Source organism: Halalkalibacter nanhaiisediminis (genome assembly GCF_007830185.1).
Lineage (GTDB): Bacteria > Bacillota > Bacilli > Bacillales > Bacillaceae_D > Halalkalibacter > Halalkalibacter nanhaiisediminis.
The window spans coordinates 253,675-280,204 of the sequence record NZ_VLKZ01000005.1; the positions used below are offsets into that span (position 1 = coordinate 253,675).

Below are 26,530 nucleotides of genomic sequence, written 5' to 3' on the forward strand. Positions count from 1 at the left end.
TGAGCAAGTCATCTTTTAGTGACCTATTTTTTATCAAAAAATAAGTAAAAATATATTTTTACTCCTACTCTATTAATTTAAAAATATAAAAATATAATTTTTGTACGAGTTTCTACTATATAAAGCTTTATAATTTCAGTGATGTATAAATAAAAATTTTTAAGGACATAATAGCCATATAAGCATAAACGGAAAGAAAGGAAGGTTTGCATGGAATTAAATACGGATAAAGAACAAATGCTAGGTATCTACCCATCATTGCCCAAGCACCTTGCTAACATTGCTGATGATGAGCCGTTAATGCCTGAAGATTTGGCTGAATTAATGGGGGTATCGGTTCGGTCGGTGAGAAGATATTGCGAAAGTGGAAAAATAAGAGCGTTTAACTATAATCGTAAGTACGTTGTGTACGGAAGTGATTTTAAAGACTTTATGTTGCAGTCTTTTGTTCGACCGACAAATGTGAGAGATATGTTGCAATGAAACATAAAAAAGGGTTGGGGCTTCTAGCTCTTTCATTTTTTAAAAGTGAAAAAATCGATTACTACTTTGATCAAAGGTCCATTATCTTCTCTTGCTTTAGTTGTGATACTGAGATTGCAATGGATGTAACAACAACTAATTGGGAATGCAATTATTGTTCTACTTATGGAAAACTCACCACACTAATCAGCATGTTAGAAAAAAACAAAAAGACTTTTGAATTAACCAAAAAGGTGTACAAGCCCTCAATAGCAAGAAGAGAAATAAATCAATCGTTTGAGCGTCTTATGAAATTGTCAAACGAGCAACAACTAAAGGAATTAACAAAGCTTCGAAGTGAAATTGACATATTGATAGATTATCTACTAAGAAAGCAAACGTCATAATGGGTTCATTATTTGAAGGACATAAATCTAAAAGTGAGAAATAAAAGACACATCCAAGAGGTGTGTCTTTTTAGCGTTGCATGAAATTACCATTGGAATTTTTTGATAAAGCGCCGTATCATTAGGAAGCCGAATAATCGAAAAACTTCAATCCCTGTAAGTAAAATATTGCGGGGATATTATTTTATAAGCCTCGGACACTGCGGACATAATGACAAGTCAGAAGGTACAAGTTTGTGAGAACTTGAACCGTAGAACTTGGTATAGTGTCCGTAGTGTCTGAGCATACTAGTACTGAGGTGATTGTATGGGAGAAATGAAAATAGAAGAATTATCCTATCTTTCCGAAAAGACTATTCTTAGATTACAGTCAAAAAAAATCAATACTGTACAACAATTAGTTGAAGCTTACAGGACAAAAGGTACGTCTGGTCTTGCGAGATACACAGACATTCCAAGAGCCACCTTAGATCCAATAAAAAGAAAGATGGAAGAATTCTTCTTACCAACAAAAAACGATTTGGAAAAGAAGCAGGGGTATAAACTCCTTAGCCAACAGGAAGTTTCTTTGATAACTGGAATACCTTTTAAAGATATAGAGGGTTCAATCCAAAGCGGTTTGATTCCCAAGTTTGCTTATATAGTTGCGGGCAAAGATTTTGAGCCCAGTAAAATAAGCGTTAAATATCTTTTCATTGAATCGGAAATAGAAAATCTATTACAGAAATATGACTCGACCCTACCAGAAGTTAAGGATGCTTTGAACATAGAGGGATTAACGGTAAACACTCTTCATAAGCAACTAACTAATAAACTTACAGAAGAAGAATGGTTAGAAGTAAAGCTAACTCGATATCGCTGGAATAAAAAATGGGTGTTAGACAATTACTATGAACTTTTGGAACGAAAAAAAGTCCAAAAAGAAACCAAAGCTGATTATGTAGAGTATCTGGATGATGAGGTTGTCATTTCATTAGATGCTTATATTCAACACCGTTTAAGTTATGACTTCATTTCATTTGATGGTGTCGATTACGTGAAAGCCAAGTTTACAAAAGACAATTCAGCTAAAGAACAAAAAAAGATAATTCAAAGAGCACTTTATCGAGTGAAATGTCATCGGGCTGGAATTGTTGGTTTTGACGAGTATAATAAAAGCACTTTGATGCTCAGGCAGTTAACTCCAGAAGAACGTGAAAAGGTTATGAAACTAAAACTTGACGTTCGAAGTTTTACGAAAGAAGACATGAAGGCTGTCATATCAGGCATGGGAAATGGAAGTTTTAATTATCGGAGAGCTCTGCTTCCCTTCTTATATTTTATTCTAATGAAAGAAGAAGAAAAATATAATGAACTGCTTGAACGGAGTTTATCTGATCCTTCAATTACATTTAATGCCCAAGATGAGTGGACAAAATTAAAATTGATGAAAATTCGTTTTGAAAGTGCATTAAAAGAGTTGCCGAAGAAACCACCTAAGGTGAAAAAGGAAAATAAAAAATTGAAAGTCTTCGCAAGAAGAGATCAAGTTGTAAAAATGTTTCAAGGTGTAATTAAAAATCGTCCTGGGACATTACAGGATCAAGCAAAATACGCTGCTCAACTTCTGATTGGCTTTATGGCTGGTATTCGACCAGTCGAAATGTGGCAAATGAAAATCGACGAACATTTGGATATTGAAAAAGAACCAACTCATTCAGAATTCGGGTTGATGAAAAAATACAAGATAAAACTGAATAAAGATGGAGAAGCATACTTTGAACGAACAAGTGTCAATGATTTAGAAGGATGGGGACGTATTCTCATTTCTGAAGAAATTAGTAAAGGTAATTACTCTCCTTCTCCCCATTACGGAACATTGGCAGTTCCTATTTTAGTAGAAGTGGTCAACAACTATTTGAAGATGCTCTACAAAAAAACTGCAAGTGATCGAATTGGTACAGGATATTTATTTAGGGGGAGTTCATACAATCCAGACGTACCTTATGCCTCACCAAAAGGGCTATTTCGATGGATCTTCAGAGTCCGTGATACATTTGACTTTCTAACAGAAGAGCAGATGAATAACTTCACCTTTTACGAAACAAGACATACAGTCAACAATTTAATTGTCAATCGTACTTGGATTGATAACCCTAAGATGAATGAGTGGAAACTTCGTGTCGCTGAAACTCATTCAAGACATTCCATTCAAGAAGCTGATGATTCGTTTATTCAAGCAAGAGGAAAGGTAAACGAAGAACATTATCAAGATGTTGTTCCTTTATGGATGTATTACAATGTGATTGATTCAGCACTTAATTTTCCGTTTGAGAAAAATGCACTAAAAGAATACGAAAAACAATTTAATCCTGTTGCGAGTGATTTGGATGCTTTCGAAGATGATCCGATTGAAACTGTTTTAGTAGAAAAAACAATAATTCAAGAAGAAAAGAAAGTGGAGAAAGAGCTAACTGCCGAAGAACGAGAAATTCTTGGAGAAATAGAGGAAAATCTAACAAAACTAGAAAGTTACCTCTCTGTGTTACGTATCCCATCAAAAGCTAAAAAACAAGGCATTAGCGGTGGACAGAGAAGGGAACAAATTGAGGAGACAAATCGTAAAATCACAGATTTAGAAAGAAGAAAAAAAGAAATTATAGCTGGGGAATGATAAGGAATGACTTATAAAGAGTTTTTAGTAACATGTTTGTTGCAAGGGAGAGAACCGCTTGATTATTTAATGCCACAGTTAGCTTTCGAAGAAATTGATGATCAAGCGGAATACACCACAGAAGATATTGCCTATTATGTATCCAAAAGTGATCGAACCATTAGAAGATGGTTTTCTAATGGTTACATAAAGGCAAAGAGCAAAAATCCTTGGATATCTCAAGGTATTGATGTGAAAGAAGCCTTATACAATGAGTTTAAAAAGGAAATTATGACGAGATTTAATGGTGGAAAAAAATACTAATGTTACATCAAAAAAAGCTAACCCATGGTGGTTAGCTTTTTTATGCATGTGACATTTCTCTTGGTCTTTTATTGCGTTGAGAACGGACTTGTTTCATCAGGATTCTTGCCATTTTAGACAATTCAGCATTTGCATACATGCGAATGGAAATGTTATCACTATGCCTATCCTGAAGTAATTTTACAAACTGTTGGTATTCAGCTTCAGTTAAATATACCTTTGCATTTTTTTGTAATAAGTTTAAATTATTGTTCATATTCTAGCACCCCTCATCAACCAGTTTTTGGTTTAGGTTCTTCATGTACTTCTTCTGTTTCAGGAATTTCATCTTCTGGTGGAAGGTTAGCAAGTTCATCGAGTACTTTTTCTAGTTCGAATAGAGCACTGCTCGCCTTATCTTTTAAGTGTGAGTCAAGTGCTGATTCTAAGTTTCCATCAATTTGCTTTAATATAAATGTATTCCCGCTTAGCGCAGCTATCAAACCTATAACAGCTTGATTTAAGGGATCCATTTCTCTAGCTAATGTGATGATAGCAATAAAAGCGGTTGTGATTCCAATGATATATCTTTTAAATCGAAGGTTGTTGCCTAGAACCCATTTTTTTGATTCATCGTCAAGAATGTTCAAATTGAATTTTTGATGGACATGTAATACTTCCAATGCTACCCTGGCTTCAGCAGCTAGAACGCCTGTTAACAGGATAGTTAGAAATAAAAGGACGAGGCTGTTGTTAAAAAATAATGCTAGATAATCTAAAGCGTTCACGTTACATTACCTCAATATGGTTATTATTTACCTTTATTATACCATATAGGTACAATGTTATTTGAGGGATTCTGTACAAAATTTTTTTCATTATGTTTAATTCTGATCTTTAAAGTTTCAATTATCTGAGAGTAATGGTTATAACATCTTGTTTTGATGGAAATTGGGGTGTTTGATGATTGAATGGTTTCATACAATTGATAAAGTTCATTCATTTCATTTAAAGACAGATAGGGTTTGAATTTATAGAAGTTCTTAAACCTCATAATTAGCCCACCGTTTCTAAAAATAATATTGGATATATTAGTGTATTGCAAAATACTCTTAATATTCCTTTTGGGCTAAAACGATGGAAAAGCGAAGTTAATGTTACATAATATATTGATGTTTGGGAGCTAGAAGTTGCTTTTTGCGACCTCTAATCCGTATAAATACAACCATCAGTAATAAATTCCTTTGCTTCATCTAAGCTAAGAAAACGCTTGATATTCATCATATCTTCCTCTTTGTAAATGTAAAATTCATTATCTGCATAATTGGCTTTCAATATATAGATTTTCTCCTCCCTGCTGAAAACCATCATTCCCATTCTTGTGATTTCCGCCATTTCATCAAGTGAATTTCTAATGTATCCACAAAGCAGCATTAACTCCGAAAAGCTCTCAAATGGTGTGATTTTATGCTTGCTGAATAGTTCCACGTTTATCCCTCTATTCTGGTAGTCTAGTATTATTATGTCCAAATTTTTCTATGTATAGTCATAAAGTACCGTGATATCCATAATTTTTACAAAATTTGATATTATTAAAATAATAATATGGTAAAATTATAGGACATCACCTATCGGACAGGGGGCAAAAAAATGGATACATTAACAGCAGAAGAAACAGTGGAAACATCCACGTAAATTTTAAATATAGAGACAGAAATTGAACGAATCAAGAGTTTGTTGGATAAGGAAACCGATAAAAAGCTGGAAGTGGTTCGATTGTACCTCCTGATGCATCATGAGGTTTCAACGTCCATTGGCAGTGTGGAGGATTTAGCCAATTACCTTCGGACAAATGATATCGATACGGATCTGCTTATCGGAATTTTTGACGTGTTGGATCAAACAATTTCAAGAGGATACCCTAACTTCGTCTTTGAATATGAATTGAATGACGGCATGGCGCTGGTGAACCTAAAAGATAAGATTGAAACCTGTCTGCCTTTTGAGCAGGAAAAGTCCTTCAATGATTCTTATGTGTATATTAAACGGGCAGGAGATGTCACCATTGTTGATCAAAACGTGTTGAAAGTGCCTGTTATGTATGAAAAATATAAAGAGGAAATGGAATTCGGCGGTACGAAAAAACGTGGAGACCAAGAAAGCAAAATAACCTTTGATGTGGTTTTCGATTCTGTTACGAACCTTTGCTACGTACAATGTGGGGAGCGTAATCAATCCAATGCGACACACAGAGTCTTCAAAAAACACGTGACGAGAATTTTTAAGTCTTTCCTTCCCTTCCCTTCTCGTTCAGCAGAAAGAAAAACAGCACGGTTGTTGAAAATGAATTCCAGCTCGATAAACAAACGATCATTCTGCTTGATTATATCGAAAGCAGCATTAACCAGGACGGACACGAAATTAACGACTATTTAAGTGTTGCGCTTGCGAATAAAAATCAAGAAAAAAAGGTGCGTTCTGTCCGACTCAGCGGAAACAATTTATTGGACAGCTATGAAGTGGGAGACCGTGTCAGGCTTGGCGACTTAATCAAGTCCGTTCGCTTCCTAATACGGTTTAAGACGGGTGAAAACTCGCTTGAGATGGTCAATGTGTCGATTGATTTTCAAGCAACGATTAAATTTCAGTATTTCAATCTGCTAAACACGTTGAACATCGCTCTGATTAACCGACATTTAATCAAAACACTGAATGACTCCTGTAAAACGTCACATAGTTTGGCAATACCGTCATACCCCTTGGCAAAACGTCATTTGATTTGGCAAAAGTAAAGGTCAGATACATTGCTATATTAACATCGTGTTTTACAAATGTGGCAAGTAGATAATAAGGTTAAAATTTATAATAAAATTAAAAATCTCGATGGAATATTAATCCATTAATTATTTGAAGTTGTTTCAAAAAGTTTGGCAAAAAACCTTGCTAAACTTTTTGAATATTGCCCTTAAGCATATTTTGCATACACCTCGCACACAAATGAAGACACCATCCATTGTTATATATAGAATTCGATTCAACATGTGAGGCACAGTCATTTTTCTTCATTCAAACATTGTTTGGCAATATTTTTTCTTCCAACATGTCTGTCTCAATTCGATTCAATGATTGTCACAAAATAACGATTGCGGCAACCCTTTTTTCAATATGATATTATTATTTGTAATAATAATAAATTGTAAGCCCCAGAATGAAATTCAGAGGCTTTTTTTATCACTACATAAAAAGTGTTAGTAAATAATAATGGAAGCATTTGCAGATTTATAAGTTTTCTCGGATAAAATTAAACTTTCCCAATGCCTCTTTAATATTCTTTTCTTCGAACGGCTTCCATATAAACCATTTTGCACCTAGTTTAATTCCGTCAATTATATTTTTTTGATGTTTGCCTGTCATCATAATAACTATTGCCTCTGGATTAAATTCTAAAATTCTTTGCAGTGTATCAAATCCGCTCATATCAATCATCACACAATCAATAAATATTAGATGTTCATTTTGAATTGTCTTTGGTTCTGTTTTATAAAATCTAATTAATTCCCCACCGCTCTCAAATCCAAGTACTTTAAATTTGCCTGACTTTTTCAATATATTATAAAGTTGATTTCGAAAAGTTTCATTGTCATCGCAAAATAAAACTTGATACATGTCAAGCCTCCCTTCTTTATGGATATTGCTTATTTTATTTGTTACTTCCTTTCTTTTTTATAGCGAATTTGTGTTACTTTAGATTAAATAAATATTGTGGAGGAGAATCATGTTACTTAGAAATAAAGTACAAAAATTAAAGGAATTGTTTAAAGAGTCTTTGATAAAAGAAGAGATTGATAAAGAATTTGACTTAAAATTTGGGAATAATGGGGTGATATTAAGACCTAAAGATATTGAATTAAGGATGTTATGTGTAAAATCACCAATGATAGGAATATTAAAATCAATTAAGCCTGTACAACAAGAAGTATGCTTGAACAAAGAAGAGCAGGAGATCTTTAATGAGGTTTTCTCTAATAAAGGTGTACTAACCTATTCGGTTGAGGCTGATATTTTAAATTATAAAGAGATAATAAAACATACTGATTTAATAGGATTCATCCCTACCTTTTATTACTACGAAGATAATACAGAGCACGACTTTATTATTATGGATTATATAGACGGTGATTATCTTGAAAAAATGGTCCTTTCTGATTGTACCCAACCAGTTATTGATAAACTCGATGGAGTATTCTGTAAGTTTAAAGAAAAGGGTTTTGATATAGGAGACAGATTAGAAGCGATTTTTATTAAAGAAGAAAATAAATATATAATTATTGATTTAGGAGGGCTGGTAAAGGAATAAGGTTACTTAAGTCTCAAACATAAAAAAGTTTGTAGTGTGTGATATGTGTATTAGCAGTAAAAAATAAAAATTAGATGTTACTTAAAAGAATTTCAATCAAATGCCGAAAGGAGTCAAAGCTCTTGTGGCATTTGATTTTCTATAAAAACTATTCATTTAGTTATAAGAATAGAAATCATCAGAGGAAATGATTGAACAATAAATATTTTCAAAAAGGTCTTTTGTAATATTAGAATTTAGTTTTCTATAATGATATGATACTCTGTTAGTATAAGGAAAATATAGGTGATGAAAATGAAAGAAAATTATTATGTACTAGATTTATTTTCTGGAGCTGGCGGGATGTCGGAAGGGTTTATTCAGGCAGGATTTATGGTTCCTGCTGCAACAGATTATAGTAAGGAAGCTTCAGAAACATACATAAACAGGCATACACAATTAGGCTATGACATTAGATTTTTCACAGGAGATATACGTGAATTATTAAGAAATAAGCAAGATCTAAATGAACTTTTAGGTGACACTGAATTTGATGTTGTAGTGGGCGGACCTCCATGTCAAGGTTTTAGTTTATCAGGTAAAAGAGCTGATGATGATGAAAGGAATTTATTGTTTTTAGAATACCTAAAAGCCATAAACATAGTTAAACCAAAATATTTTGTCATGGAGAATGTCGAAGGATTATTATCTTATCGATTTAAATCAATTCAGGGTTTAGATGGGGAAGAATATGAAAATACTGATGCAAGTGAAGTAATTATTAAAGAAGCATATAAAATGGGTTATATGGTGAAGTATAAATGCCTTAATGCAAAAGATTATGGTGTTCCTCAAAATCGTCCTAGGGTAATATTTTTGGGGCATAAAATTCTAAAACGAGGGAATGGAGAATTTGAAAATGTCGTTACTCCACCTAAATTTCCAATAAGAAATAAAGAAATAGTAACAGTTGAAGATGCCATTTCTGACTTGAGTTTTCTCAAAAATGGAGAGTTGAAACGTAAGTATGATAATAGATTTGGAAATAAATCACGATATCAAAGGTCACTAAGAGATGGATTAACCCCATCATCAAATGGTAATACACTTTCGTATAATATAATCCACAATCATCAAGCATCGCTTCATAATGAAAAAACAACTAACAGATTTAAGATACTAAAACCAGGGGAAACGATTGGTGAGCTTCTCTTTAGACTATCAGATGATTTGAAAGTAGTATACTCGACAAAAAAATATCGTTGTACAAAATTACATCGAAAAGAAGTTTCTCCGACCGTGTTGACCTTACCTGATGATATTGTTCATTATGATCCGAAAAATTCTAGAATACTTTCAGTAAGGGAGTTAGCAAGATTACAATCTTTTGATGATAGTTTCATATTTTATGGCAAAAGAACAACTGGGGGGGAGAGACGGAAATATGAAACTCCTCAGTATACTCAAGTAGGTAATGCGGTACCACCTTTGTTTGCTAAAGCAATTGCGATGGAGGTTATGAAGGCGTTAATTGAGACAGAGAAAATGTATAAAAATCAACTAATTGGTGGTGAAAATTAGTGGATCAGTTGAAATTTAAAATTAGCTCTGGTTTGAAAAATCTGATTGGAAAAGAACTTATCACAGATGAGTATATTGCTATATTCGAATTAGTAAAAAACTCTTTTGATGCACATGCTACTAAAGTAAAAGTTGTTTTTGAAAATATATATAGTGAAGACTCCCAAATAACTATCATTGATAACGGTAAAGGTATGAACCTAGATGATATTGAAAATAAGTGGTTATTTGTAGCATATTCTGCTAAGAAAGATGGTACTGAAGATAACGATTTGTTAGATTATCGTGATAAAATTCAACCAAAAAGAGTTTTTGCAGGTGCAAAAGGTGTAGGTCGATTTTCTTGCGACCGTCTAGGTAAAGAATTAAATTTAGTTACACTAAAAAAGGAAAAAAATGCAGAAATAGAATCAATAAACGTTAATTGGATGGACTTTGAGAAAGACACTTTAAATGAATTTATTGAAATAGGAATAAATCATAATAAGTTAAAAGAAAACAAATATAATATTGATCATGGTACGATTCTTGAAATCAAAGGATTAAGGGATGAGTGGAATCGTGGTAAACTTTTAAAATTAAAAAAATCTTTGGAAAAGTTAATAAACCCAAATCAGGATTCTAATGGTTTTTCGATTGAATTGATAGCGAAAGACGAGTTTGAGAAGGATAAAAAAGAAAAGAATGAGTGGAACGTTGTAAATGGATCCATTAGGAATACATTATTTGAAAAATTAGATTTAAAAACCACACATGTTGTGACACAAATAACTAAAGATGGGTCACAGATAGTAACGACACTCTATGATAGAGGTAAATATATTTATAAAATAACTGAGAAAAATCCATATAACCTTTCTAATATTGATATAAACCTGTTTTATTTAAATAGGATAGCCAAATTAAATTTTAGTAATTTAATGGGAATAAGATCGGTTTCTTATGGGTCAGTATTTATGTATAAAAATGGATTTCGGATATATCCTTATGGGGAAGAAGGAGAAGATCCTCTAAATTTAGATAGAAGAAAAGCTCAAGGTCACAGTCGCCATTTGGGTACCCGTGAATTAATAGGAAGAATTGAAATACAAGGTGAAGAGAATAATTTAATTGAAACTACAAGTCGGGATGGAGGATTTATAAAGAACAACAGTTATCATCAGCTTGTAGAGTTTTTTTATGAAAAGGCATTAAAAATTTTAGAAAAATATGTTGTTACAATTATTAAGTGGGGAGAGCCATTTGACGTTAATGGTGAAGACGAGAAGCGTCCAGCTCTCAATCCTGAGGATGTTAGAAAAGAAATAATCGAATATATAAAGAGATTATCAAATGCAAAAAACAAAGTAATAAGTATTGAATATAATAATGATTTTTTAAATTTAATAGAACAAAGTAAAGAAAAGAGTGCAACAAATGTCATTTCAAATTTAGCTAAGAAGGCATTTGAAACCGTTGATAACCCTGAAATTCATAAGGAAATTGAGAAGGTTGGAAAGAAGTTTAATGAACTCTTAACCGAGCGAAAAGAGATTGAATTAGAAAGAGAAAAAACCAATGAAGAGTTAAAGATAAAAGAAAAAGAATTAGAGTTAACTACAAGTCAAAATTTATTCTTAAAGTCTGTTTCAACTACTGATACTAAGGAATTAATTAGTTTACAACATCACATTAATCATGGAACAGTTAGAATTAATAGAAATATTGATCGTCTTAAAAATGCAATTGAAAGGAATGCCACAAAAGAGGAGTTAAATCGATATATAGAAGTGATCAGCTTGGAAAACAATAAAATATCTACTATTGCAAAATTCGTTACAAAAGCTAATTTTAGTTTAACGGCAAGTGCGATTTCAACTGATTTGGTCGAATTTGTTTCTGAATATATAGAAAATGTATATAAAGAGTACAAACACCTTAAGATTAATAATCAAAATCTGTATGTTAATGTAATGAACTCAAGTAAACTTAAAAATTTGCTAAAATTTAGACCTTTAGAAATAATAATAATTATCGATAACCTGCTGAATAATTCCTTAAAAGCTAGAGCTTCAAATGTAAATATTGACTGGAGGCTAGCTAAGGGAAATTATATTGAAATGGTATATAAAGATGATGGAATAGGAATAAGTGATGACTTATTAGATAAAGTTCTAGATTTTGGATTTACAACTACTAATGGAACAGGACTTGGTCTTTATCATATAGATCAGATATTGCAAAAAATGAATGGTTATTTAGATATAAATAATAAAGTCGAAAATGGTGTTGAATTTATTGTGGGGGTTAAGAATGGGGCTTGATTATAAGGTTTTATGGTTTGAGGACAACATTGACGTTTTAGAAGACAACTTACCTGAAATCAGAAATTTTCTGGAAGAAAAAGGTTTCTCGTTAATTGAAACACATCTCGAAGATAGTAGTAATATCGAAAGTGTGTTAAATCAGGATTTTGATTTGATTTTATCTGATATTAACCTTGCTGAAGACGAAACAGGTAATCAAATAATTAGAGAAATTAGGAAAAGGCAAATATATACTGAAGTATTGTTTTATTCAGGTAATGAAACTGGTATTAATGAAGTTATGAGAGAAGAATCTTTTGAAAGAGTATCTTTTTGTGTAGGTATTGAAAATCTTCTTGATAAGGTGACTCAAGTCATGTCTTTAACTTTAAAGAAGTTACAAGAAGTAAATTCAGTTAGAGGCTTGTTTATGGCAGAAACTAGTGAATTAGATTTGAAAATGACAGAAATCATTGTATCTTTTTTTGAAAGTTTTGCCCAAGAGGATAGGATGGTTAAAAAACAGGAGTTAATAACAAAAGTGGTTCAAAACAGGAATAGTAGATTGAAACAAATTGAAGCAACAAATATTGAGGAGGACATTGCTCCGTTGATAGAACGACTAGAGTCTTCAGATAGAATTTCTTCTATTAATAGATTAATAAAATTTGTGCATCAGAGTTTTGAAAATAATATATTTAATGAAAATAAGCACATATTAAATGATTATAATGAGGATATAATTAAAGTTAGAAACACACTTGCTCATGCTAGAGAGATAAATGAAGGTGGCATAAAAAAAGTAGTTAGTACTTTTAGTGGTGCCGAGATTAACTTTGATGATCATTCTTGTAATTTAATGAGAAAAAATATTAGAAAGCACAGAAATAATCTTGAAGATATGAAAGTGAAGGTTCTTAGCTATAACCAATAATTCTTTTTGTTCTTTATAAAGCAAAATGAACATTGGAACCAAGGAACATTAATTTCCTCTACATTTCCTATACCAATCGGAACATTAAAAGCGTTCATCTTTTTGCAATTTGGACATTTTGAGCTAATAGTTTTAATCATTAAAAATCCTCCTTCTATATTAATTAACCTAAATGTTAGTAATTAAACGTAGTTTTTTGATATTAGTTTTAAAAATATATTTTAAAATGAGAAATGATATGATTAATTTATAAAATTTGTTAGTTTAGTAGGTGTTTTTATTGATTAATAATTGGCACGTACCGAGAAATAAACGAAAATTATATCCGATTGTTCCTTCCCTATCGGCTTTTTCCTAGCAGAACTTGGGCGACATTTGGGTAAAAGACTTAAATCGGCAGTTGGACTTTGAAGAAATGCTGGAGGAAAAGGGATTAAAACGAAAAGGAACAAGGCGTGATCAGCGGGGCGGAGGAGCCAAAACATACGAAGCATGGGTGCACTCTTTAGGGCTGATATTTGAGGAAACAGACAGCAAAAAGACCCGTTTAACCATGGTTGGCGAGGCATTGGTAAACGGAGAACCTCCTGTTCCTCTTATGACCAAACAGCTTATGCAGTTTCAATATCCGTCGCCCTGCTCCCTTCGAAGCCGAGTTCAGATCAATGAGCGTTTTAAAATACGACCATTTCGATTTTTGATTCGACTGCTGTTGGATGAGAGGTTATCTCAAGGCTCTGATAACAAGTAATCGTGGAAGCCGTATTAAAATCTTTTGAAAAGGTTCCATACGACTATATAGAGCCAAAATGGAAGGGTGCTATTCAAGAAGTATTGGAAAAGAACATTAAAAAGCGCAAGGAAAAAGCAGCAGGAAAGCAATTGGAATTAGATAAAGAACTGAAAGAGTCTTCGAAATAGAGGTGAATTCCATGAACTGTGAATGCGGAGGAATGCTGAACGTTATTGCAGTGGAAGAACCGCCTGACCATTTAACGAAAGAGCAAAAGTTAATTTACGACCGCGTCTGTGATGTCGAATGTTTGAAATGCGGCAAAATAGTTTATTCACAACCTTACGATTTCGGAAAAACCATTAATGCTGTAAAAGGAAAAATGAAAAAAATATAACTTATTTTTTCTATCTATCAAAAAGTGTAACCAAGAGAGATCGAAGGTTCTCTTGGTTACACTTTAATTCCAAACTTCTTTAATGTTTGTAATAGCACATCGTTTTCTCTTTTATAACCATGTTCGTTCATTACTTCTTGAATATATTGGTGATTAACAAAAGGCTTAGCGTTCGATTGCATAATAATCTTATCTTTCGTATTGACCTTAACTTTTTTCATCATTCTTCTCGGAAAATAAATAATGGACAAGATAATCACTCCTTTAGAGTATATCTTGTCCATTTTTATGAATTCCTTTTTTGCTTTATGACATTTTAGCGTGATATTTGTGTGCAATTTTTTTAATTTCTTTTAAGAGTGGATCTTCATCCCTTTTGTATCCGCTAATTTTCATTTGTTCTTCTACCATTTTTTTTATGCCATCAGCTCGATTAGCGTTGGAGATATTTGTCTTTTGGTCGATTCCCACTGTGACTGCCCTAGCATATTTGCGTTTCTTTTTTGGCATTGGACGACTAATTAATATAGTATCAGACATAGCATTCGACCTCCTTACTTTATTTTACCACGTACTGCCTTTACGAAACAACTGAATCCTCAGTTTCTTCATCATCTGATAACACAATGTTTTCATACCATTGTAAATCTACTAGTTTTTCCATTAGATTAATTACTGTTTGCATAAAATCAATGTCTTTCTCTGTGAACTCAATGTCATCTGAATGAATACAAAGGATATAAAAGGCATTTCGTTGGCTATCAATATCAAAAGGAGCAGTAGCAAACGCTATTGTGCCTTTCCAAACATAACTTTTTCCATCTCGAATGACATTCAAACAGGCTTCTTTCATTTCATTTTGTAACTCACTTACATTTTGTTTAGCTTCATTAACGTCATTGCTTTTAACATCTTCTAAGTGAAATTTCAAAGCAATTTTTGATTCGCTTGAGGCATAGGCTGATTTGATTGTGTCTAACGTGGCAATTAACAGAGCGCTAGTGTCAATGGAATATTTTCCATCATTTAATACGATTACAGAAGTCAATGTTTCTTCATAATATTTCTCAGATATAATCACTTTCATGATGTTTTCACGTATAGATGATACTTCGTTAAGAAGTATCATGTTATCCACTGCTTCCTGTACTTTTTCATTAAACTCTGCACTTACTCCGAATACAGAAAACTTCTTAATACCATCAAACGAAAATGGAAAAGTTGCTAGTATCCAAATGACTCCAACCATTGATAAAGTACCCACATAAATTAATAAATGGAGTATGGCTTTATTAGTTAGTACATATTGAAGTACCGTTTGATCACCAATAGGATTAGGTTTCGCAATTGCCTCTAGATTCACAAAAAGAATGATTAATGCGATACACAAAAGTATGGAGGGAACGACATATTTAAAGTACTTGCTGTTCTTCTTTTTTATGTATTTATTGATGGCTTGGTTTCCAACAAAAAAAAGCGTCCCAATTATAGCTCCTCCTATGAGAAAGCCTGTCCAAAACGAGTTCATAAAGAGTTCCCCTTATTTTTTTTTCATTATATCATGTAGGTTGTTCATAATTTAGTTCAAATTAAAAATTTTTCCAATTAAAATTACAGTGAAATGTCAGAATTACTGGACGAAATTCACCCATGAGACAAGCACGACTCGCATAGGATGTACAGAGGTGAGTCATGGTGAATCATAAAAAGCCACCTGTGTTTCGGCTAGTACCTCACATCGCAAGTGACGAGGAGAAAGAGCGGGCAGAACAGGTGAAACAAGAAATACTCACCTTTCTCCTCCGAAAAGTGATGGATAACGAAAAGCCTAATCAGTCACATGATTAGGCTTTTCTTAATTAGAATCATATTCATCGTATGGATCATTCTCGCCGAAAAAGACTTTTAACGCCCATCCTGTACTAGCGTAGAAACAAGCATCCACTAACACGAGGTTCTGCTCTTCTAATATCTCATACACACAAATGGCATTCCCTATTTTAATCCAATCGTACCCGTTGAATTCAAATCCTGGATAATCGGCAGTACCCCAAGAATTTTTACGAGGATTTTCAGATAATAATAATTTGGATTGTCTAAAAACACGTTTGGAATCTACTTTGTATTTCACCATATCCGCTAAAGATAATCTTGCTTCACGATCCCACTTTACGTTAAATGGTATTTTATCATTTGGCATCTAAGTTAACCTCGTCCACCAATCGGTCAAAATCTTCTTCATCATCACTATATGATGATAAGTCAGAATCTCGATTAGCTCTTGCTTGGCGGAGTTGTCTTAATACCTCCTCGTTTTCAAAAACAGCTTTTGTCATCCTAGCTTTTTGAGCAACTGAAAAATCATCTTTCTCACCGCTGCTTAAATTGATGACGGAATAATTAGTGTGTTCCAGTTCCTTGTTGATGACAGTAACAAACTCCTCAACGGCATCCAATGAGTTCTCTTTTAGCATTTCTTTTACAAAATCATGAATCTTGCCTTTTTTAACTGGTTCCATTCTACATCACCTTCCTTATCTAATAGTATAGCATGTAAAGATTTTTTATCGGAAAATTGCTACATCCTTTTTCTCTTTATAACAATTACAAAAAGAAAGTCAATAGGATAAACTTGGAATAAACTGTGCGTTGATAGTCTGTAAGCTTTGTGTTTACAATAAAGTATATTAAGACGAAACACGAAAGGTTGTGAAACCAAACATGTATTATTGTGCCATCTATCCCAGGGTGTCCACAGGACTGCAAGTCACCGACGGAACGAGCTTAGATGGACAAACGAAGCTTTGTCTGGAAAAAGCGAAAAGTTTAGGCTACACCGACAGCCAAATCAAGATTTACCGTGAAGAAGGCTATTCAGGAGAAGACATTGACATTCGTCCTGCGATGACCAAACTAAGGGAAGATGTCGCATCAGGGATCATTAAACACGTCATTGTCCAACATCCTGACCGTCTTTCCCGTGATATGACAGATAAACTGATCATATGCCGAGAGCTTGAGAAAAACGGCTCAGAGCTCATTTTCACGGACACGGAGTTTACCAAAACTCCTGAGGGCATTCTTTTCTTTAATATTATCAGTGCGATTGCCGCCTATGAGTTGGCGCTTATCAAGAAACGTACCGTGAGAGGGCGTTTACGAGCGGTTGAAAAGGACAAAAAGATCATGCCGATGAGAACAGCTCCATACGGGTATGACCTCGTAGACGGGAAATTAAGCATTAATACAGAAGAAGCCGAGTTTGTCCGAAAGATTTATCACTGGTATGTCCATGATCACCTCACCCTTCGTGAGATTGGTGAAAAACTCTATGAACTTGGAGCGATACCGAAACGTAAAGAAAGCCGTAATTGGAGTGCCTCTTCGATCCGCCGAATTTTATCGAGTGAAATTTATATCGGGAAGTATTATTACAACCGCCGTAAATCACAGAAAGTAAAAGGTTCTGTCACCGCTGGGGGAAATCCGAAGAAAAAACTTGAAATGAGAGACGAGGAAGATTGGATACTCGTTGAAGTGGATGCCATTGTTGATGAAGTGTTGTTTGAACTAGCACAGACGCAGAAAGTCAAGAATACGAAAAAGTCAGGGAATGTGAAAAATGAATACCTGTTAAAGGGACTTATCCGATGTGACACTTGCGGACGCATCTGGCAAAGCACCACCTATAACGGGAGAGCTGATAAGGAAACAGGAGAAAAGAAAAAATACAACGTGTACCGCTGTCCGAATCTCGCACCGAAAAAGTATGGACCTGAAATTCAAAAGTGTGAAGTCCCTTCCATAAGGGCAAGTGTATTTGAAGAGTACATTTGGAACTTAGTGGTGCAAAGCTTCTCAAACCCACGAGATTATCAAAAGGTATTAGAGGGAGAATCCAATGAGGCATTGGATGATGTTCTAAACGAGATAAAAAATAAGAATAAACAGATTTCGCAAAAAGAAAAGCAGAAGGAAAAATTAAAAAATTTATATTTAGATGATTTGATTACGCAAGAAGAGTTAAAAAAAGATATGGAAAAAATTAAGAGTGAACTCACGATCCTAAACAACGAGTTGCAGAAATATGAGAACATCATATCGGTTCATGAGAAGAATCAATTGACCTTGGAGACCAAACAGGAGATTATCAAAGCGACACAAGGCTTACTTCAAAAAGATGGACTCAGCTTCGAGGAGAAACAGTTCATCCTTCATAAGCTGATTGACGAGATTGTCATCCATTATAATGAGGAAAAAGAGTTAGAAGTAAAGATTATAGGCGTATTGAACACGCTCGATATTTTTGATGAAGTTGACATCGAGTTGAGTACACAACCTCAAGAAATTTGAAAACACAAGAGAGGACACCGAAGATTTAATTTCAATTGGAACGATTGGACTCATTAAAGCGATTGAAAGTTATTCTGAGGGAAAAGGAACGAAGCTAGCAACGTATGCTGCCAGATGTATCGAAAATGAAATCCTCATGCATTTAAGAGCGCTGAAAAAAGTAAAGAAAGACGTCTCGCTTCATGACCCGATTGGAACGGATAAGGAAGGCAATGAAATTACACTAATAGATGTCCTTCAGGAAGAAGCGGAAGATATTGTGGATGTTATTCAAACGAAAATGGAGAAAAAGCAAATTTATGAGTATATTCATGTTTTAGATGAACGCGAAAAAGAAGTAATCGTTGGTCGGTTTGGCTTGAATTTAGAAGAAGAGCGAACGCAACGTGAAATTGCTAAAGAGCTTGGCATTTCACGAAGTTATGTCTCGCGTATTGAAAAGCGTGCTTTAATGAAGTTGTTCCATGAGTTTTACAAGCAGAGTCAGGGGAAGGGAGCGGGGTGAAAGTGCAGAATTAATGAAATTGCTCGTTGCTCATAGTTATTAAAAAATGAACATTGTATTTAACAGGCACTTGAAAAAGAAAGTCCATGAGTTTTTCCCGTGGACTTTCTTAACTGTTGACCCGGAACCAGGTTTGAGAAAAACAATTAGACAACGGGACACAACTGAATTAAGCCTCATAGAAAATGCTAGTAGAGAAAAAAAGCCTATATTAGCAATTTGTAGGGGAATAGCCATGTTAAATGCGGCTTTAGGTGGAACAGTCATTCAAGATATAGAAACAGAATGAAAGGAACCGATAAAACATTATCAAACAGCAGCAAGATCAAATGCCACTCATGATATTTCAATATCCGAAGATAGCCTGTTGTGTGAGATCGTGGGGAGCGCTAAAACTCAAGTCAATAGTATGCATCATCAAGCTCTTGGGAAAATCGCTCCTTCCCTTAAAAGCGTGGCTCATGCACCAGATGGAGTAGTAGAAGCGGTAGAGGGTATAGACAGGCAGCAACTAATGATATGAGGTGTGCAATGGCATCCGGAAGAGATGGCTATGGAAAATAAAATAGTCTTGAAGATATTAAAAAAAGTTTGTAAATGAATGCACAAGAATGAAGGAGTTCAATATTTCATTTTGATTTATAATTCTTCCGTGCCCATAAAATTAAAGCGAGACATGTTATAAGTAAAAGGCCGATTGAAATAATGAGTAAAGTAGACATTGAAGAAAACATATATGAACCACCTCGCAATTAGTTTTGTGTTTATTAATGTGTATGTTTATTGAAATTTATGCAAATTAGTTTGGTGCTGGTTGGTTTAAAACAAACCAGCGTATACCTGTAAAAACGCTTCTAGTGATGTTGAAAAGGTAGTATTTTCTTATATTTTTGGAGGTTAATATTAAAACATGTAGGAGAGCATCCATATTCGGCGATGCTCTTCTTTTAATATTTCACAGTGTAGGACTTACGTTTTTTGCATGTCAGCGCTCCAAGCTTCACTTGATAAGACGAAAAAGAAAAAGGCAGCACCACGTAAGCGTGCGACGACAGGAAAAGCTCGAAAAAACGCATAGAGAAAGAGCATCTTAGTCAATTCGATTCCCATATTAAAAGCAACGACCACAGTCGTTGCTTTTTCAAATATATCAAGTATTAAAGGGCGAACATCACAATGATAAATAAGACAAAGCTAATGGATCCTAACACTTTTGCAACGGTCAGACGGTTATCCATTTTGAATAGGCTGGGCTTGTATATGCCAACACCTAATGCTAAGAGCACTAAAAAGAAAATAACTAATAGTACGTCCATTACGTTGATTCCTCCCAAAATCGTCTATATGCTAAGTATTTGTGAAAAAAATATAGATATTCGCTCGTCTTACATAAATGATTCATTCATTTTTTGCTTATTCTAATTTAGATAGATGAATGCGCAGTTCTGAGTGTGATTATTTTTAAAATTCTAATTTTATTGGTATGATTAGAATGATTTACATATTAAAGGAGGTATATGAGATGTATGATGTTACCATTATAGGAGCTGGACCAGCTGGGGCTAGTGCTGCTTTATTTTCAGCAAAGGCAGGAAAGAAAACAGTAGTGCTAGATAGTGATCAGAGTATGACAAAACGTGCATGGGTTGAAAATCACTATGGTGTATCAGAAATAACGGGTCCAGATCTTGTCGATATTGGCAAGAAGCAAGCGGAGAAGTTTGGTGCGGAAATCAAAAAGTGTAAAGTGGAATCAATTCAACAAGACGGTGATGGCTTTAAAGTCGAAACGGACGATGGGGTCTTTGAAAGTAAGCATGTTATTATAGCAACTGGTGCTTTAGTTGAATTAGCTGAAAAAAGCGGTGTTGAGACGACTGATGGAACAGAGCCAAGAATTAAAAAAATTGTCCAAGTTGATCACCAAGGAAAAACTAATATAAACGGAATTTGGGCTGCTGGAACATGTGCGGGAGTAAGTGTGCATACTATTATTACAGCTGGTGATGGTGCGAAAGTGGCGATTAATGTGATTAGTGAATTAAATGGTGAGCGCTATGTTGACCATGATATCCTTAAATAAAAGAAAGAAGGATCGTGTCTATTGACATAATCCTTCTTTTTACTATTGATGAATACTTATGATATTAGTTGGCTTTGTAAATTTGATAAATTTCTTTTCGCATGGTCATAGCTCATTTCTTTTGTAGAAAGAAAATAGAGATAGGTACTATCAGTTGCTTGTTTTTTTAGCAAATCAAAAAGAGTTGGTTTTTGATATTGAATAATTGTGATGAGCTCAGATGTTGGTAGGAGAACATTGGTCTTTTTGATCTTTAAAAAGATTTTCAAGAAGTTCTTAAAGACAAAATATGAGCTAGGATCATCAGGGTATTCATGAAGGAGTGAATCGAATTTCTTAAGAAGAGCATTGAGTTCATAATCATTCATAAAAAAAGCTCCTTACCTCTTATTACTGCCTCATAAAAAATTCTCGCCTGAGTAAAAAGAGTAAAGGAGTTTTTTTAAAGGCAGCTGGCTGACATCGGATGATTCCATTAGTCCCTATAGCTTTGCGTCCTTATTTTTCAATAAGTTTGCCGTTTTTCTTTATTTATTAAAATTAAGATAGAAAATGTCGAATATCGTCTATTTTTATTCTTGGGTCTATCATAGTCTTTTTTACGACAAAAATCTACTTTTATGATTGAAAAAAATCCATATTTTTTGAAAATATGACTTTTTATAGTTTAACCATTTATAATCTCTCCACCATTAACGTGAAGCACCTGTCCAGATACGTAAGAGGAATCATCTGAAGCTAAATAGACATAGCTTGGGGCAAGCTCAGCAGGCTGTCCAGGACGACCGCTAGGATTATCTGTTCCAAAGCTTGCAACTTGATCAGCAGGGAAGGAGGCAGGGATTAATGGAGTCCATATCGGGCCAGGGGCCACGGCATTTACCCTGATTCCTTTTGATATCAAGTTTTGCGAGAGTGAGCGTGTGAGCGCGACTATCGCACCTTTTGTGGCAGCATAGTCCATGAGAACGGGCATGCCCTTATAAGCGGTAATAGAAGTGGTGTTAATAATGGTGCTACCTGGTTGCAAATGAGGCATCACGGCTTTTATGAAATGAAAGCAGGAAAAGATATTTGTTTGAAATGTCCGCTCCATTTGTTCGGTTGAGATATCTTCAATCGTTTCTTGATAGTGTTGTTCAGCGGCGTTATTCATTAAGCAATCGATTTGTCCGTAGTGATTAATGGTTTGCTCAACTGCCTGCTTGCAGAACGTCTCATCGCCTACATCTCCAGCAATAAGTAGACATGAACTACCGTATTTTTCAACCAATGACTTCGTAAGTTTAGCATCTTCATGCTCATTGAAATAAACGATTGAAAGCTTAGCTCCTTCTTTTGCAAATGCAATCGCAACGGCTCTTCCAATTCCACTATCTCCTCCCGTAATGAGAGCGACTTTATTTTTAAGCTTTCCACTTCCCTTGTAATTCGTATCATCATAGATAGGTGCAGGGTTCATTTCACTTTCATAGCCAGGTTGACGATCTTGTGCTTGAGCAGGTTGGCCATTTTTTTGAATAGCATTAACAACCTGATACTTCATGGTTTCATCACTCCTCTTCCATATTTAATCTTAGGATGTCTTATAGAAGAATAAATAACCAATTTAAATAGTGACTAAACCTTATGTCTCGTAGAATGACGTTTGTGTTCTTTTTAGAAATTAAAGAGGAGCCCTACTTTATTTAGTAGTAGGCCCCCTCTTTTTATTTTATGCTACTTTATGTGCATCTGAGTCAATCTGTGGTTTAACTGTACGAATCTTATATGCATACCATAACGTTACTAAAAGTGTTAGAGTAGCACCGATTGCTAACGATGTACCATATGCTAAAGCAAAACCTTCTGGTGCATAAAAAATATAAGTTGTAACAACGCCAGTCATAAAGATGGCTGGAATACCACAAATCCAGTGGAACTTTCCTTTCTCAAGTAGATACATTGTAGCTGTCCAAAGCATGATTGCTGCAACAATTTGATTGGATGCTCCAACATAGCGCCATAAGAAAGAATAGTCAATGGTTGTAAGATAAATTGTCGCGAGTGTTACAGGAAGTGTTGCTAGTATAATTCCTTTAGATCCACTTACTTTAAAGCGATTTTCAAGCAGTTCAGTTAACATCATACGAGAAGAACGTAGAGCTGTATCACCAGTTGTAATTGGTAAGATGATAACCCCGATGATTGCTAATAATCCACCTACTGTTCCAAGTAATGAAATAGAAATCGTATTGACAACTTCTCCTGGTCCACCAGCTGCAAGTGCTTCTTGAAGACCAACCGTACCATTGAAAAATGTCATACCTGCAGCAGCCCAGATTAGTGCAATGATTCCTTCTCCAATCATTGCTCCGTAGAATACTTTACGTCCTTCAGACTCTTTCTTGAGCGTACGTGCGATGATAGGACTCTGAGTACTATGGAAGCCAGAAATGGCACCACAAGAGATCGTAACCATTAATAATGGCCAAATAGGTAAATCACCAGGATGTAAATTTTCAAGTGTAAGGTTTGGAATAGGGTTGTCCATAAACAACAAAGCGCCACCAATTGAGACAGCCATAAAGATCAAAATTGCACCAAATATCGGATAAATACGTCCGATGATACGATTAATTGGTAACACAGCAGCGATAAAGAAATAAGCGAATATAAGTACTAATGCCATTGAAAATGAAATCGGTGCAAGCGATGAAATTAAATGTGCTGGTCCAGCTGTGAATGCTGCTGCGACAAGCACCATTAAAATAATAGATACAATATTTACAACTACTTTTATACCGTTCCCTAAATACCGACCAACTAGAGTTGGAAATTGAGCTCCTTTGTGACGAAGGGAGAGCATTCCTGAGAAATAATCATGGACAGCGCCGGCAAAAATACAACCAACCACAATCCAGATAAATGCAACTGGACCATATAATGCCCCTGCAATCGCACCATAGATAGGACCAAGACCAGCGATATTTAATAGCTGGATTAATGTTCCTTTCCACCAAGGCATAGGCATATAATCAAGTCCGTCCTGGTGTGTGTATGCTGGTGTTTTGTTTTCATCATTAATTCCAAAAATCCTTTCAACAACTTTGGAATAGGTGAAGTAACCAACAATCAGTAAAACTATTGATAAAAGAAAAGTTATCATTCCAAATAATCCTCCAATTTTTCTGAAAAATCTAAAGCATGATAAGTATTGTAACGATATCTAACAATCTAATCAATATGTTTTCAGAAAAAAATAATAAATCTGTCGAATAAAACGTTTTCATTTATTGAAATATGCTTTTTTCACATAATTAACAAGCAAAGGAAAGTTGATATTGGGTGTGAAAGATGATCATTATACTGATCTTTTAGCTTTACAAGATTTGTCTGAAAGGGAGAGGAAATAAAGAGGAGAGAATAGGAAAGAAAATATAGTGGAAAATAAAAAAAGCGAAGAGACTGGATCTCCTCGCTTTTGTCTGTCTTATTCGTTGACAGCGTCTTTTAATTGCTTACCAGGCTTGAATGCTGGATTTTTTGTAGCTGGAATTTCAATTTCTTGTCCAGTTTGTGGGTTGCGACCTTTACGAGCTGAACGCTCACGTACTTCGAAGCTACCGAAGCCAACAAGTTGCACTTTGCCACCTTCTACAAGTGCATTTGTGATGCTGTCGAATACTGCGTCTACTGCTTTTGACGCATCCTTTTTAGAAAGGTCTGCTTGCTCAGAGACTGCGTTAATTAAATCTGTTTTGTTCATGAAAAAAACTCCCTTTCATACCTTGTTTTGAAAAACACTTCCTTCGTTTTGAGGAGAAGCGTTCATTCTTCATTTTTATAGCTTAATCATGTTAAATTAGATAAGCTAAAAAAAGCCGCAACTAAATTTACTCATGAAACCCTAATGGTGTCAAGACTTTCAACGGAAAATAAAGCATTTGCACCCATATTTTTCACTGTTTTTGACAATTGCTCGTTACTTTTCGTCGTTTTTCACGAGTTTTGTCAATAATCAAAAGGAAGAAAATGAAGTAGGCGACACTCTATTTACATTTTTCGAACTGTAAATGTTGAGATCATTAGCACGGAAAGAAAAAGCGTCGTTAGTAAAAAGACGAAATTAGGTACGTGAGGTACAAGAAATAATTGCAATGTAAGGATACATCCAGCAGCGGTAATTGGCAGTCCAACAAAATAACCATTACTTTCTGTAATATTAAAGCGTGCGAGACGAATGGCTCCGCAAGCGATAAAGAATATGGCCGAAAACATTCCTGGTAAGCCGAATGAAAAGAGAACAGCTTGATAGATTAGTAATGCTGGCGCAACGCCAAATGAGATAATATCACTTAAAGAGTCTAGCTGTTTTCCGAAATCCGATGTACTATTGAAACGTCTAGCTGCTGCTCCGTCTAAACGATCACATAATGCAGCAATCATAATGAAAAGAAGACCAAGACGCAATTCATTTTGTAAAATAAATAAAATAGCAAAAGCACCAAAACCAAGGTTGATGATCGTTAGGGCATTAGCGATTTGCCCTTTTAGCTTTTTGACGGTATGATCCAATTGATGTAATAGGAACATGACATCGACTCCTTATTCGTTTAGTGCATAGACACACGACGAGGGATTTTTTAGATCTTATAAAGAATAATCATACCATATAATAGTAAATTTTACTATAGGGTAAACCTGTCGAATCACATCATAGTTTCAAGTAAGGTGGGGAATGAATATTGAGAACTGTTTTTTATAGAGCATGTATTGAATTAACGAATCACCGATTTTCATCAAGGTTATTAAAAGCTTTTTCACGGTCAAAGCTAAGCAAGCGATTTGTGCGCTCGTTTTCAAATACATTTGGATTAAACGAAAAGGAAATGGGACGATCGATCAAAGAATATGAGCATTTACATGACTTATTTGTTCGGCACCTAAAGCCTGGCTCAAGACCAATTGACCAAAGTCCAAATAGTATAATTAGTCCAGTGGATGGTGTGATCGCCCAAGCAGGGAAGCTCGAGAGTGATACGTTATTTAAAGTTAAGGGACAAACGTATAGCATTTCTGAAATGCTCGGATCTACTGAAGCGGCTGAGCGATATCGTAATGGAGTTTACATTATTTTATACTTAAGTCCTAGTCATTATCATCGCATTCATAGTCCAATTGATGGAGAGATAGAGAGGCAATGGACACTTGGCAGCCAGTCATATCCTGTAAATGATTGGGGTCTTCGTTTTGGAAAACGTCCGTTATCTCGTAATTATCGCGTTGTAACGGAATTAAATGTGAAGGGAGAGCACATGGTTATTGTAAAGGTTGGAGCGATGAATATTAACACGATTGAATTAACTCATCCTTTTAATACTTTGAAAAAAGGTGAGGAAATTGGTTATTTCTCATTTGGATCAACGGTAGTCTTAGTGGCTGAGGACGGGCTTATCTCCATTGACACTTTGGTTAAAAGTGGGGAGATTAAAATGGGTCAAAAAATTGGGGTGTGTAACGAGTAGTAATTTTTGTGA

General features: G+C 34.7%; 29 protein-coding genes, 2 pseudogenes and 1 riboswitch. Of the genes and pseudogenes, 16 read left to right on the forward strand and 15 right to left on the reverse strand.

The window, feature by feature from the left end; translation table 11 throughout:
- The first annotated feature begins 210 nt into the window (after positions 1 to 210).
- From IQ10_RS10800 to IQ10_RS10815, 4 genes are all read left to right on the forward strand, one after another.
- Positions 211 to 483, forward strand: coding sequence for a helix-turn-helix domain-containing protein (locus IQ10_RS10800; RefSeq protein WP_144450519.1), 273 nt, complete (start codon positions 211 to 213; stop codon positions 481 to 483).
- Positions 480 to 869, forward strand: a complete 390-nt coding sequence (locus IQ10_RS10805) for a hypothetical protein (RefSeq protein ID WP_144450520.1) — start codon at positions 480 to 482, stop codon at positions 867 to 869. Before IQ10_RS10800 ends, IQ10_RS10805 begins: the two co-directional genes overlap by 4 nt.
- A 307-nt stretch (positions 870 to 1,176) precedes the next feature.
- Positions 1,177 to 3,522, forward strand: a complete 2,346-nt coding sequence (locus IQ10_RS10810; RefSeq protein ID WP_144450521.1) for a hypothetical protein — start codon at positions 1,177 to 1,179, stop codon at positions 3,520 to 3,522.
- Positions 3,523 to 3,528: 6 nt separating this feature from the next.
- On the forward strand, positions 3,529 to 3,825 hold the full coding sequence (locus tag IQ10_RS10815) for a hypothetical protein (RefSeq protein ID WP_144450522.1): 297 nt from the start codon (positions 3,529 to 3,531) through the stop codon (positions 3,823 to 3,825).
- Between the two features lie 40 nt (positions 3,826 to 3,865).
- On the opposite strand, the gene IQ10_RS10820 is transcribed toward IQ10_RS10815, so the two are convergent.
- The 3 genes from IQ10_RS10820 to IQ10_RS10830 all read right to left on the reverse strand — a co-directional run bounded on the left by IQ10_RS10820 (position 3,866) and on the right by IQ10_RS10830 (position 5,292).
- On the reverse strand, positions 3,866 to 4,081 hold the full coding sequence (locus IQ10_RS10820) for a hypothetical protein (protein WP_144450523.1): 216 nt from the start codon (positions 4,079 to 4,081) through the stop codon (positions 3,866 to 3,868).
- A 16-nt stretch (positions 4,082 to 4,097) separates the two neighbouring features.
- Positions 4,098 to 4,592 carry a hypothetical protein gene (locus IQ10_RS10825; RefSeq protein ID WP_144450524.1) on the reverse strand — a complete coding sequence of 165 codons (495 nt, stop codon included), beginning with the start codon at positions 4,590 to 4,592 and terminating at the stop codon, positions 4,098 to 4,100.
- A 418-nt stretch (positions 4,593 to 5,010) separates the two neighbouring features.
- Positions 5,011 to 5,292: a hypothetical protein gene (locus IQ10_RS10830; protein WP_144450525.1), complete on the reverse strand. Its 282-nt coding sequence runs from the start codon at positions 5,290 to 5,292 to the stop codon at positions 5,011 to 5,013.
- A 249-nt stretch (positions 5,293 to 5,541) separates the two neighbouring features.
- Between IQ10_RS10830 and IQ10_RS10835 the strand changes: the two genes are divergently transcribed.
- Complete coding sequence (locus IQ10_RS10835; RefSeq protein ID WP_144450526.1) at positions 5,542 to 6,240, forward strand: hypothetical protein; 699 nt, start codon at positions 5,542 to 5,544, stop codon at positions 6,238 to 6,240.
- Positions 6,241 to 7,083: 843 nt separating this feature from the next.
- Here the strand turns inward: IQ10_RS10835 and IQ10_RS10840 are convergent.
- The gene (locus IQ10_RS10840; RefSeq protein WP_144450527.1) at positions 7,084 to 7,470 is read right to left on the reverse strand and encodes a response regulator; all 387 of its coding nucleotides are present in this window, start codon (positions 7,468 to 7,470) and stop codon (positions 7,084 to 7,086) included.
- A gap of 109 nt (positions 7,471 to 7,579) precedes the next feature.
- Here IQ10_RS10840 and IQ10_RS10845 point away from each other — a divergent pair, with 109 nt between their 5' ends.
- From IQ10_RS10845 to IQ10_RS10865, 5 genes are all read left to right on the forward strand, one after another.
- Positions 7,580 to 8,161, forward strand: a complete 582-nt coding sequence (locus IQ10_RS10845; protein WP_144450528.1) for a hypothetical protein — start codon at positions 7,580 to 7,582, stop codon at positions 8,159 to 8,161.
- Between the two features lie 294 nt (positions 8,162 to 8,455).
- Positions 8,456 to 9,721, forward strand: coding sequence for a DNA cytosine methyltransferase (locus IQ10_RS10850; protein WP_144450529.1), 1,266 nt, complete (start codon positions 8,456 to 8,458; stop codon positions 9,719 to 9,721).
- A complete protein-coding gene (locus IQ10_RS10855; protein WP_144450530.1) occupies positions 9,721 to 12,024 on the forward strand; it encodes an ATP-binding protein in 2,304 nt (767 codons plus the stop codon). Before IQ10_RS10850 ends, IQ10_RS10855 begins: the two co-directional genes overlap by 1 nt.
- Positions 12,014 to 12,940 carry a response regulator gene (locus tag IQ10_RS10860; protein ID WP_158640033.1) on the forward strand — a complete coding sequence of 309 codons (927 nt, stop codon included), beginning with the start codon at positions 12,014 to 12,016 and terminating at the stop codon, positions 12,938 to 12,940. The genes IQ10_RS10855 and IQ10_RS10860 overlap by 11 nt, the downstream gene beginning before the upstream one ends.
- 364 nt (positions 12,941 to 13,304) lie before the next feature.
- The gene (locus IQ10_RS10865) at positions 13,305 to 13,691 is read left to right on the forward strand and encodes an AlwI family type II restriction endonuclease (RefSeq protein WP_144450532.1); all 387 of its coding nucleotides are present in this window, start codon (positions 13,305 to 13,307) and stop codon (positions 13,689 to 13,691) included.
- Between the two features lie 435 nt (positions 13,692 to 14,126).
- Here the strand turns inward: IQ10_RS10865 and IQ10_RS10875 are convergent, their stop codons facing one another.
- Genes IQ10_RS10875 through IQ10_RS10885 form a run of 3 tightly spaced genes read right to left on the reverse strand, consistent with a single transcriptional unit; the run spans position 14,127 to position 15,598 of the window.
- Positions 14,127 to 14,321, reverse strand: coding sequence for a hypothetical protein (locus IQ10_RS10875; RefSeq protein WP_144450534.1), 195 nt, complete (start codon positions 14,319 to 14,321; stop codon positions 14,127 to 14,129).
- Between the two features lie 55 nt (positions 14,322 to 14,376).
- On the reverse strand, positions 14,377 to 14,610 hold the full coding sequence (locus IQ10_RS10880) for a hypothetical protein (RefSeq protein WP_144450535.1): 234 nt from the start codon (positions 14,608 to 14,610) through the stop codon (positions 14,377 to 14,379).
- 40 nt (positions 14,611 to 14,650) lie between these two features.
- On the reverse strand, positions 14,651 to 15,598 hold the full coding sequence (locus tag IQ10_RS10885; protein WP_144450536.1) for a hypothetical protein: 948 nt from the start codon (positions 15,596 to 15,598) through the stop codon (positions 14,651 to 14,653).
- A gap of 167 nt (positions 15,599 to 15,765) precedes the next feature.
- Here IQ10_RS10885 and IQ10_RS18035 point away from each other — a divergent pair, with 167 nt between their 5' ends.
- Positions 15,766 to 15,918, forward strand: a complete 153-nt coding sequence (locus IQ10_RS18035) for a hypothetical protein (RefSeq protein WP_158640034.1) — start codon at positions 15,766 to 15,768, stop codon at positions 15,916 to 15,918.
- A 7-nt stretch (positions 15,919 to 15,925) separates the two neighbouring features.
- Here IQ10_RS18035 and IQ10_RS10890 read toward each other — a convergent pair whose 3' ends face one another.
- Positions 15,926 to 16,270, reverse strand: a complete 345-nt coding sequence (locus IQ10_RS10890; RefSeq protein ID WP_144450537.1) for a hypothetical protein — start codon at positions 16,268 to 16,270, stop codon at positions 15,926 to 15,928.
- Positions 16,260 to 16,589: a hypothetical protein gene (locus IQ10_RS10895; RefSeq protein WP_144450538.1), complete on the reverse strand. Its 330-nt coding sequence runs from the start codon at positions 16,587 to 16,589 to the stop codon at positions 16,260 to 16,262. The genes IQ10_RS10890 and IQ10_RS10895 overlap by 11 nt, the downstream gene beginning before the upstream one ends.
- A gap of 202 nt (positions 16,590 to 16,791) precedes the next feature.
- On the opposite strand from IQ10_RS10895, the gene IQ10_RS10900 reads away from it, so the two are divergent.
- The 3 genes and pseudogenes from IQ10_RS10900 (at position 16,792) to IQ10_RS18790 (ending at position 19,451) form a co-directional block, all read left to right on the forward strand.
- Complete coding sequence (locus IQ10_RS10900) at positions 16,792 to 18,423, forward strand: recombinase family protein (RefSeq protein ID WP_144450539.1); 1,632 nt, start codon at positions 16,792 to 16,794, stop codon at positions 18,421 to 18,423.
- Positions 18,404 to 18,928 (forward strand): annotated as a pseudogene (sigK, locus tag IQ10_RS10905) (RNA polymerase sporulation sigma factor SigK); the annotation flags it as partial. The gene IQ10_RS10900 and the pseudogene sigK, both read left to right, overlap by 20 nt.
- Positions 18,929 to 18,974: 46 nt before the next feature.
- A pseudogene (locus IQ10_RS18790) lies at positions 18,975 to 19,451 on the forward strand (gamma-glutamyl-gamma-aminobutyrate hydrolase family protein).
- Positions 19,452 to 20,085: 634 nt separating this feature from the next.
- On the opposite strand, the gene IQ10_RS18040 reads toward IQ10_RS18790, so the two are convergent.
- Entirely contained in the window at positions 20,086 to 20,244 is a 159-nt protein-coding gene (locus IQ10_RS18040) for a hypothetical protein (RefSeq protein ID WP_158640035.1), read from the reverse strand.
- A 206-nt stretch (positions 20,245 to 20,450) separates the two neighbouring features.
- Here IQ10_RS18040 and IQ10_RS10925 point away from each other — a divergent pair, with 206 nt between their 5' ends.
- Entirely contained in the window at positions 20,451 to 21,011 is a 561-nt protein-coding gene (locus IQ10_RS10925) for an FAD-dependent oxidoreductase (RefSeq protein ID WP_144450541.1), read from the forward strand.
- 56 nt (positions 21,012 to 21,067) lie between these two features.
- Here the strand turns inward: IQ10_RS10925 and IQ10_RS10930 are convergent, their stop codons facing one another.
- The 5 genes from IQ10_RS10930 to pssA form a co-directional block, all read right to left on the reverse strand.
- On the reverse strand, positions 21,068 to 21,379 hold the full coding sequence (locus IQ10_RS10930; RefSeq protein ID WP_144450542.1) for a hypothetical protein: 312 nt from the start codon (positions 21,377 to 21,379) through the stop codon (positions 21,068 to 21,070).
- A 76-nt stretch (positions 21,380 to 21,455) separates the two neighbouring features.
- A riboswitch (cyclic di-GMP riboswitch) is annotated at positions 21,456 to 21,540 on the reverse strand.
- A 138-nt stretch (positions 21,541 to 21,678) separates the two neighbouring features.
- Positions 21,679 to 22,557: an SDR family oxidoreductase gene (locus tag IQ10_RS10935; protein ID WP_144450543.1), complete on the reverse strand. Its 879-nt coding sequence runs from the start codon at positions 22,555 to 22,557 to the stop codon at positions 21,679 to 21,681.
- A 168-nt stretch (positions 22,558 to 22,725) separates the two neighbouring features.
- Positions 22,726 to 24,159: a carbon starvation CstA family protein gene (locus IQ10_RS10940; RefSeq protein WP_144450544.1), complete on the reverse strand. Its 1,434-nt coding sequence runs from the start codon at positions 24,157 to 24,159 to the stop codon at positions 22,726 to 22,728.
- A 324-nt stretch (positions 24,160 to 24,483) separates the two neighbouring features.
- Positions 24,484 to 24,759: an HU family DNA-binding protein gene (locus IQ10_RS10945; RefSeq protein WP_144450545.1), complete on the reverse strand. Its 276-nt coding sequence runs from the start codon at positions 24,757 to 24,759 to the stop codon at positions 24,484 to 24,486.
- 287 nt (positions 24,760 to 25,046) lie between these two features.
- Entirely contained in the window at positions 25,047 to 25,586 is a 540-nt protein-coding gene (gene pssA, locus IQ10_RS10950) for a CDP-diacylglycerol--serine O-phosphatidyltransferase (protein WP_144450546.1), read from the reverse strand.
- A gap of 152 nt (positions 25,587 to 25,738) precedes the next feature.
- Here pssA and IQ10_RS10955 point away from each other — a divergent pair, with 152 nt between their 5' ends.
- On the forward strand, positions 25,739 to 26,518 hold the full coding sequence (locus tag IQ10_RS10955; RefSeq protein ID WP_144450547.1) for a phosphatidylserine decarboxylase: 780 nt from the start codon (positions 25,739 to 25,741) through the stop codon (positions 26,516 to 26,518).
- The last annotated feature ends 12 nt before the right edge of the window (positions 26,519 to 26,530 follow it).

Coding starts and splice junctions, on each gene's coding strand:
- IQ10_RS10800 (WP_144450519.1), top strand. CDS start 211: ATGGAATTAAATACGGATAAAGAACAAATGCTAGGTATCTACCCATCA.
- IQ10_RS10805 (WP_144450520.1), top strand. CDS start 480: ATGAAACATAAAAAAGGGTTGGGGCTTCTAGCTCTTTCATTTTTTAAA.
- IQ10_RS10810 (WP_144450521.1), top strand. CDS start 1,177: ATGGGAGAAATGAAAATAGAAGAATTATCCTATCTTTCCGAAAAGACT.
- IQ10_RS10815 (WP_144450522.1), top strand. CDS start 3,529: ATGACTTATAAAGAGTTTTTAGTAACATGTTTGTTGCAAGGGAGAGAA.
- IQ10_RS10820 (WP_144450523.1), bottom strand. CDS start 4,081: ATGAACAATAATTTAAACTTATTACAAAAAAATGCAAAGGTATATTTA.
- IQ10_RS10840 (WP_144450527.1), bottom strand. CDS start 7,470: ATGTATCAAGTTTTATTTTGCGATGACAATGAAACTTTTCGAAATCAA.
- IQ10_RS10845 (WP_144450528.1), top strand. CDS start 7,580: ATGTTACTTAGAAATAAAGTACAAAAATTAAAGGAATTGTTTAAAGAG.
- IQ10_RS10850 (WP_144450529.1), top strand. CDS start 8,456: ATGAAAGAAAATTATTATGTACTAGATTTATTTTCTGGAGCTGGCGGG.
- IQ10_RS10860 (WP_158640033.1), top strand. CDS start 12,014: ATGGGGCTTGATTATAAGGTTTTATGGTTTGAGGACAACATTGACGTT.
- IQ10_RS10880 (WP_144450535.1), bottom strand. CDS start 14,610: ATGTCTGATACTATATTAATTAGTCGTCCAATGCCAAAAAAGAAACGC.
- IQ10_RS10885 (WP_144450536.1), bottom strand. CDS start 15,598: ATGAACTCGTTTTGGACAGGCTTTCTCATAGGAGGAGCTATAATTGGG.
- IQ10_RS10890 (WP_144450537.1), bottom strand. CDS start 16,270: ATGCCAAATGATAAAATACCATTTAACGTAAAGTGGGATCGTGAAGCA.
- IQ10_RS10895 (WP_144450538.1), bottom strand. CDS start 16,589: ATGGAACCAGTTAAAAAAGGCAAGATTCATGATTTTGTAAAAGAAATG.
- IQ10_RS10900 (WP_144450539.1), top strand. CDS start 16,792: ATGTATTATTGTGCCATCTATCCCAGGGTGTCCACAGGACTGCAAGTC.
- IQ10_RS18040 (WP_158640035.1), bottom strand. CDS start 20,244: ATGGACGTACTATTAGTTATTTTCTTTTTAGTGCTCTTAGCATTAGGT.
- IQ10_RS10925 (WP_144450541.1), top strand. CDS start 20,451: ATGTATGATGTTACCATTATAGGAGCTGGACCAGCTGGGGCTAGTGCT.
- IQ10_RS10930 (WP_144450542.1), bottom strand. CDS start 21,379: ATGAATGATTATGAACTCAATGCTCTTCTTAAGAAATTCGATTCACTC.
- IQ10_RS10935 (WP_144450543.1), bottom strand. CDS start 22,557: ATGAAGTATCAGGTTGTTAATGCTATTCAAAAAAATGGCCAACCTGCT.
- IQ10_RS10940 (WP_144450544.1), bottom strand. CDS start 24,159: ATGATAACTTTTCTTTTATCAATAGTTTTACTGATTGTTGGTTACTTC.
- IQ10_RS10945 (WP_144450545.1), bottom strand. CDS start 24,759: ATGAACAAAACAGATTTAATTAACGCAGTCTCTGAGCAAGCAGACCTT.
- pssA (WP_144450546.1), bottom strand. CDS start 25,586: ATGTTCCTATTACATCAATTGGATCATACCGTCAAAAAGCTAAAAGGG.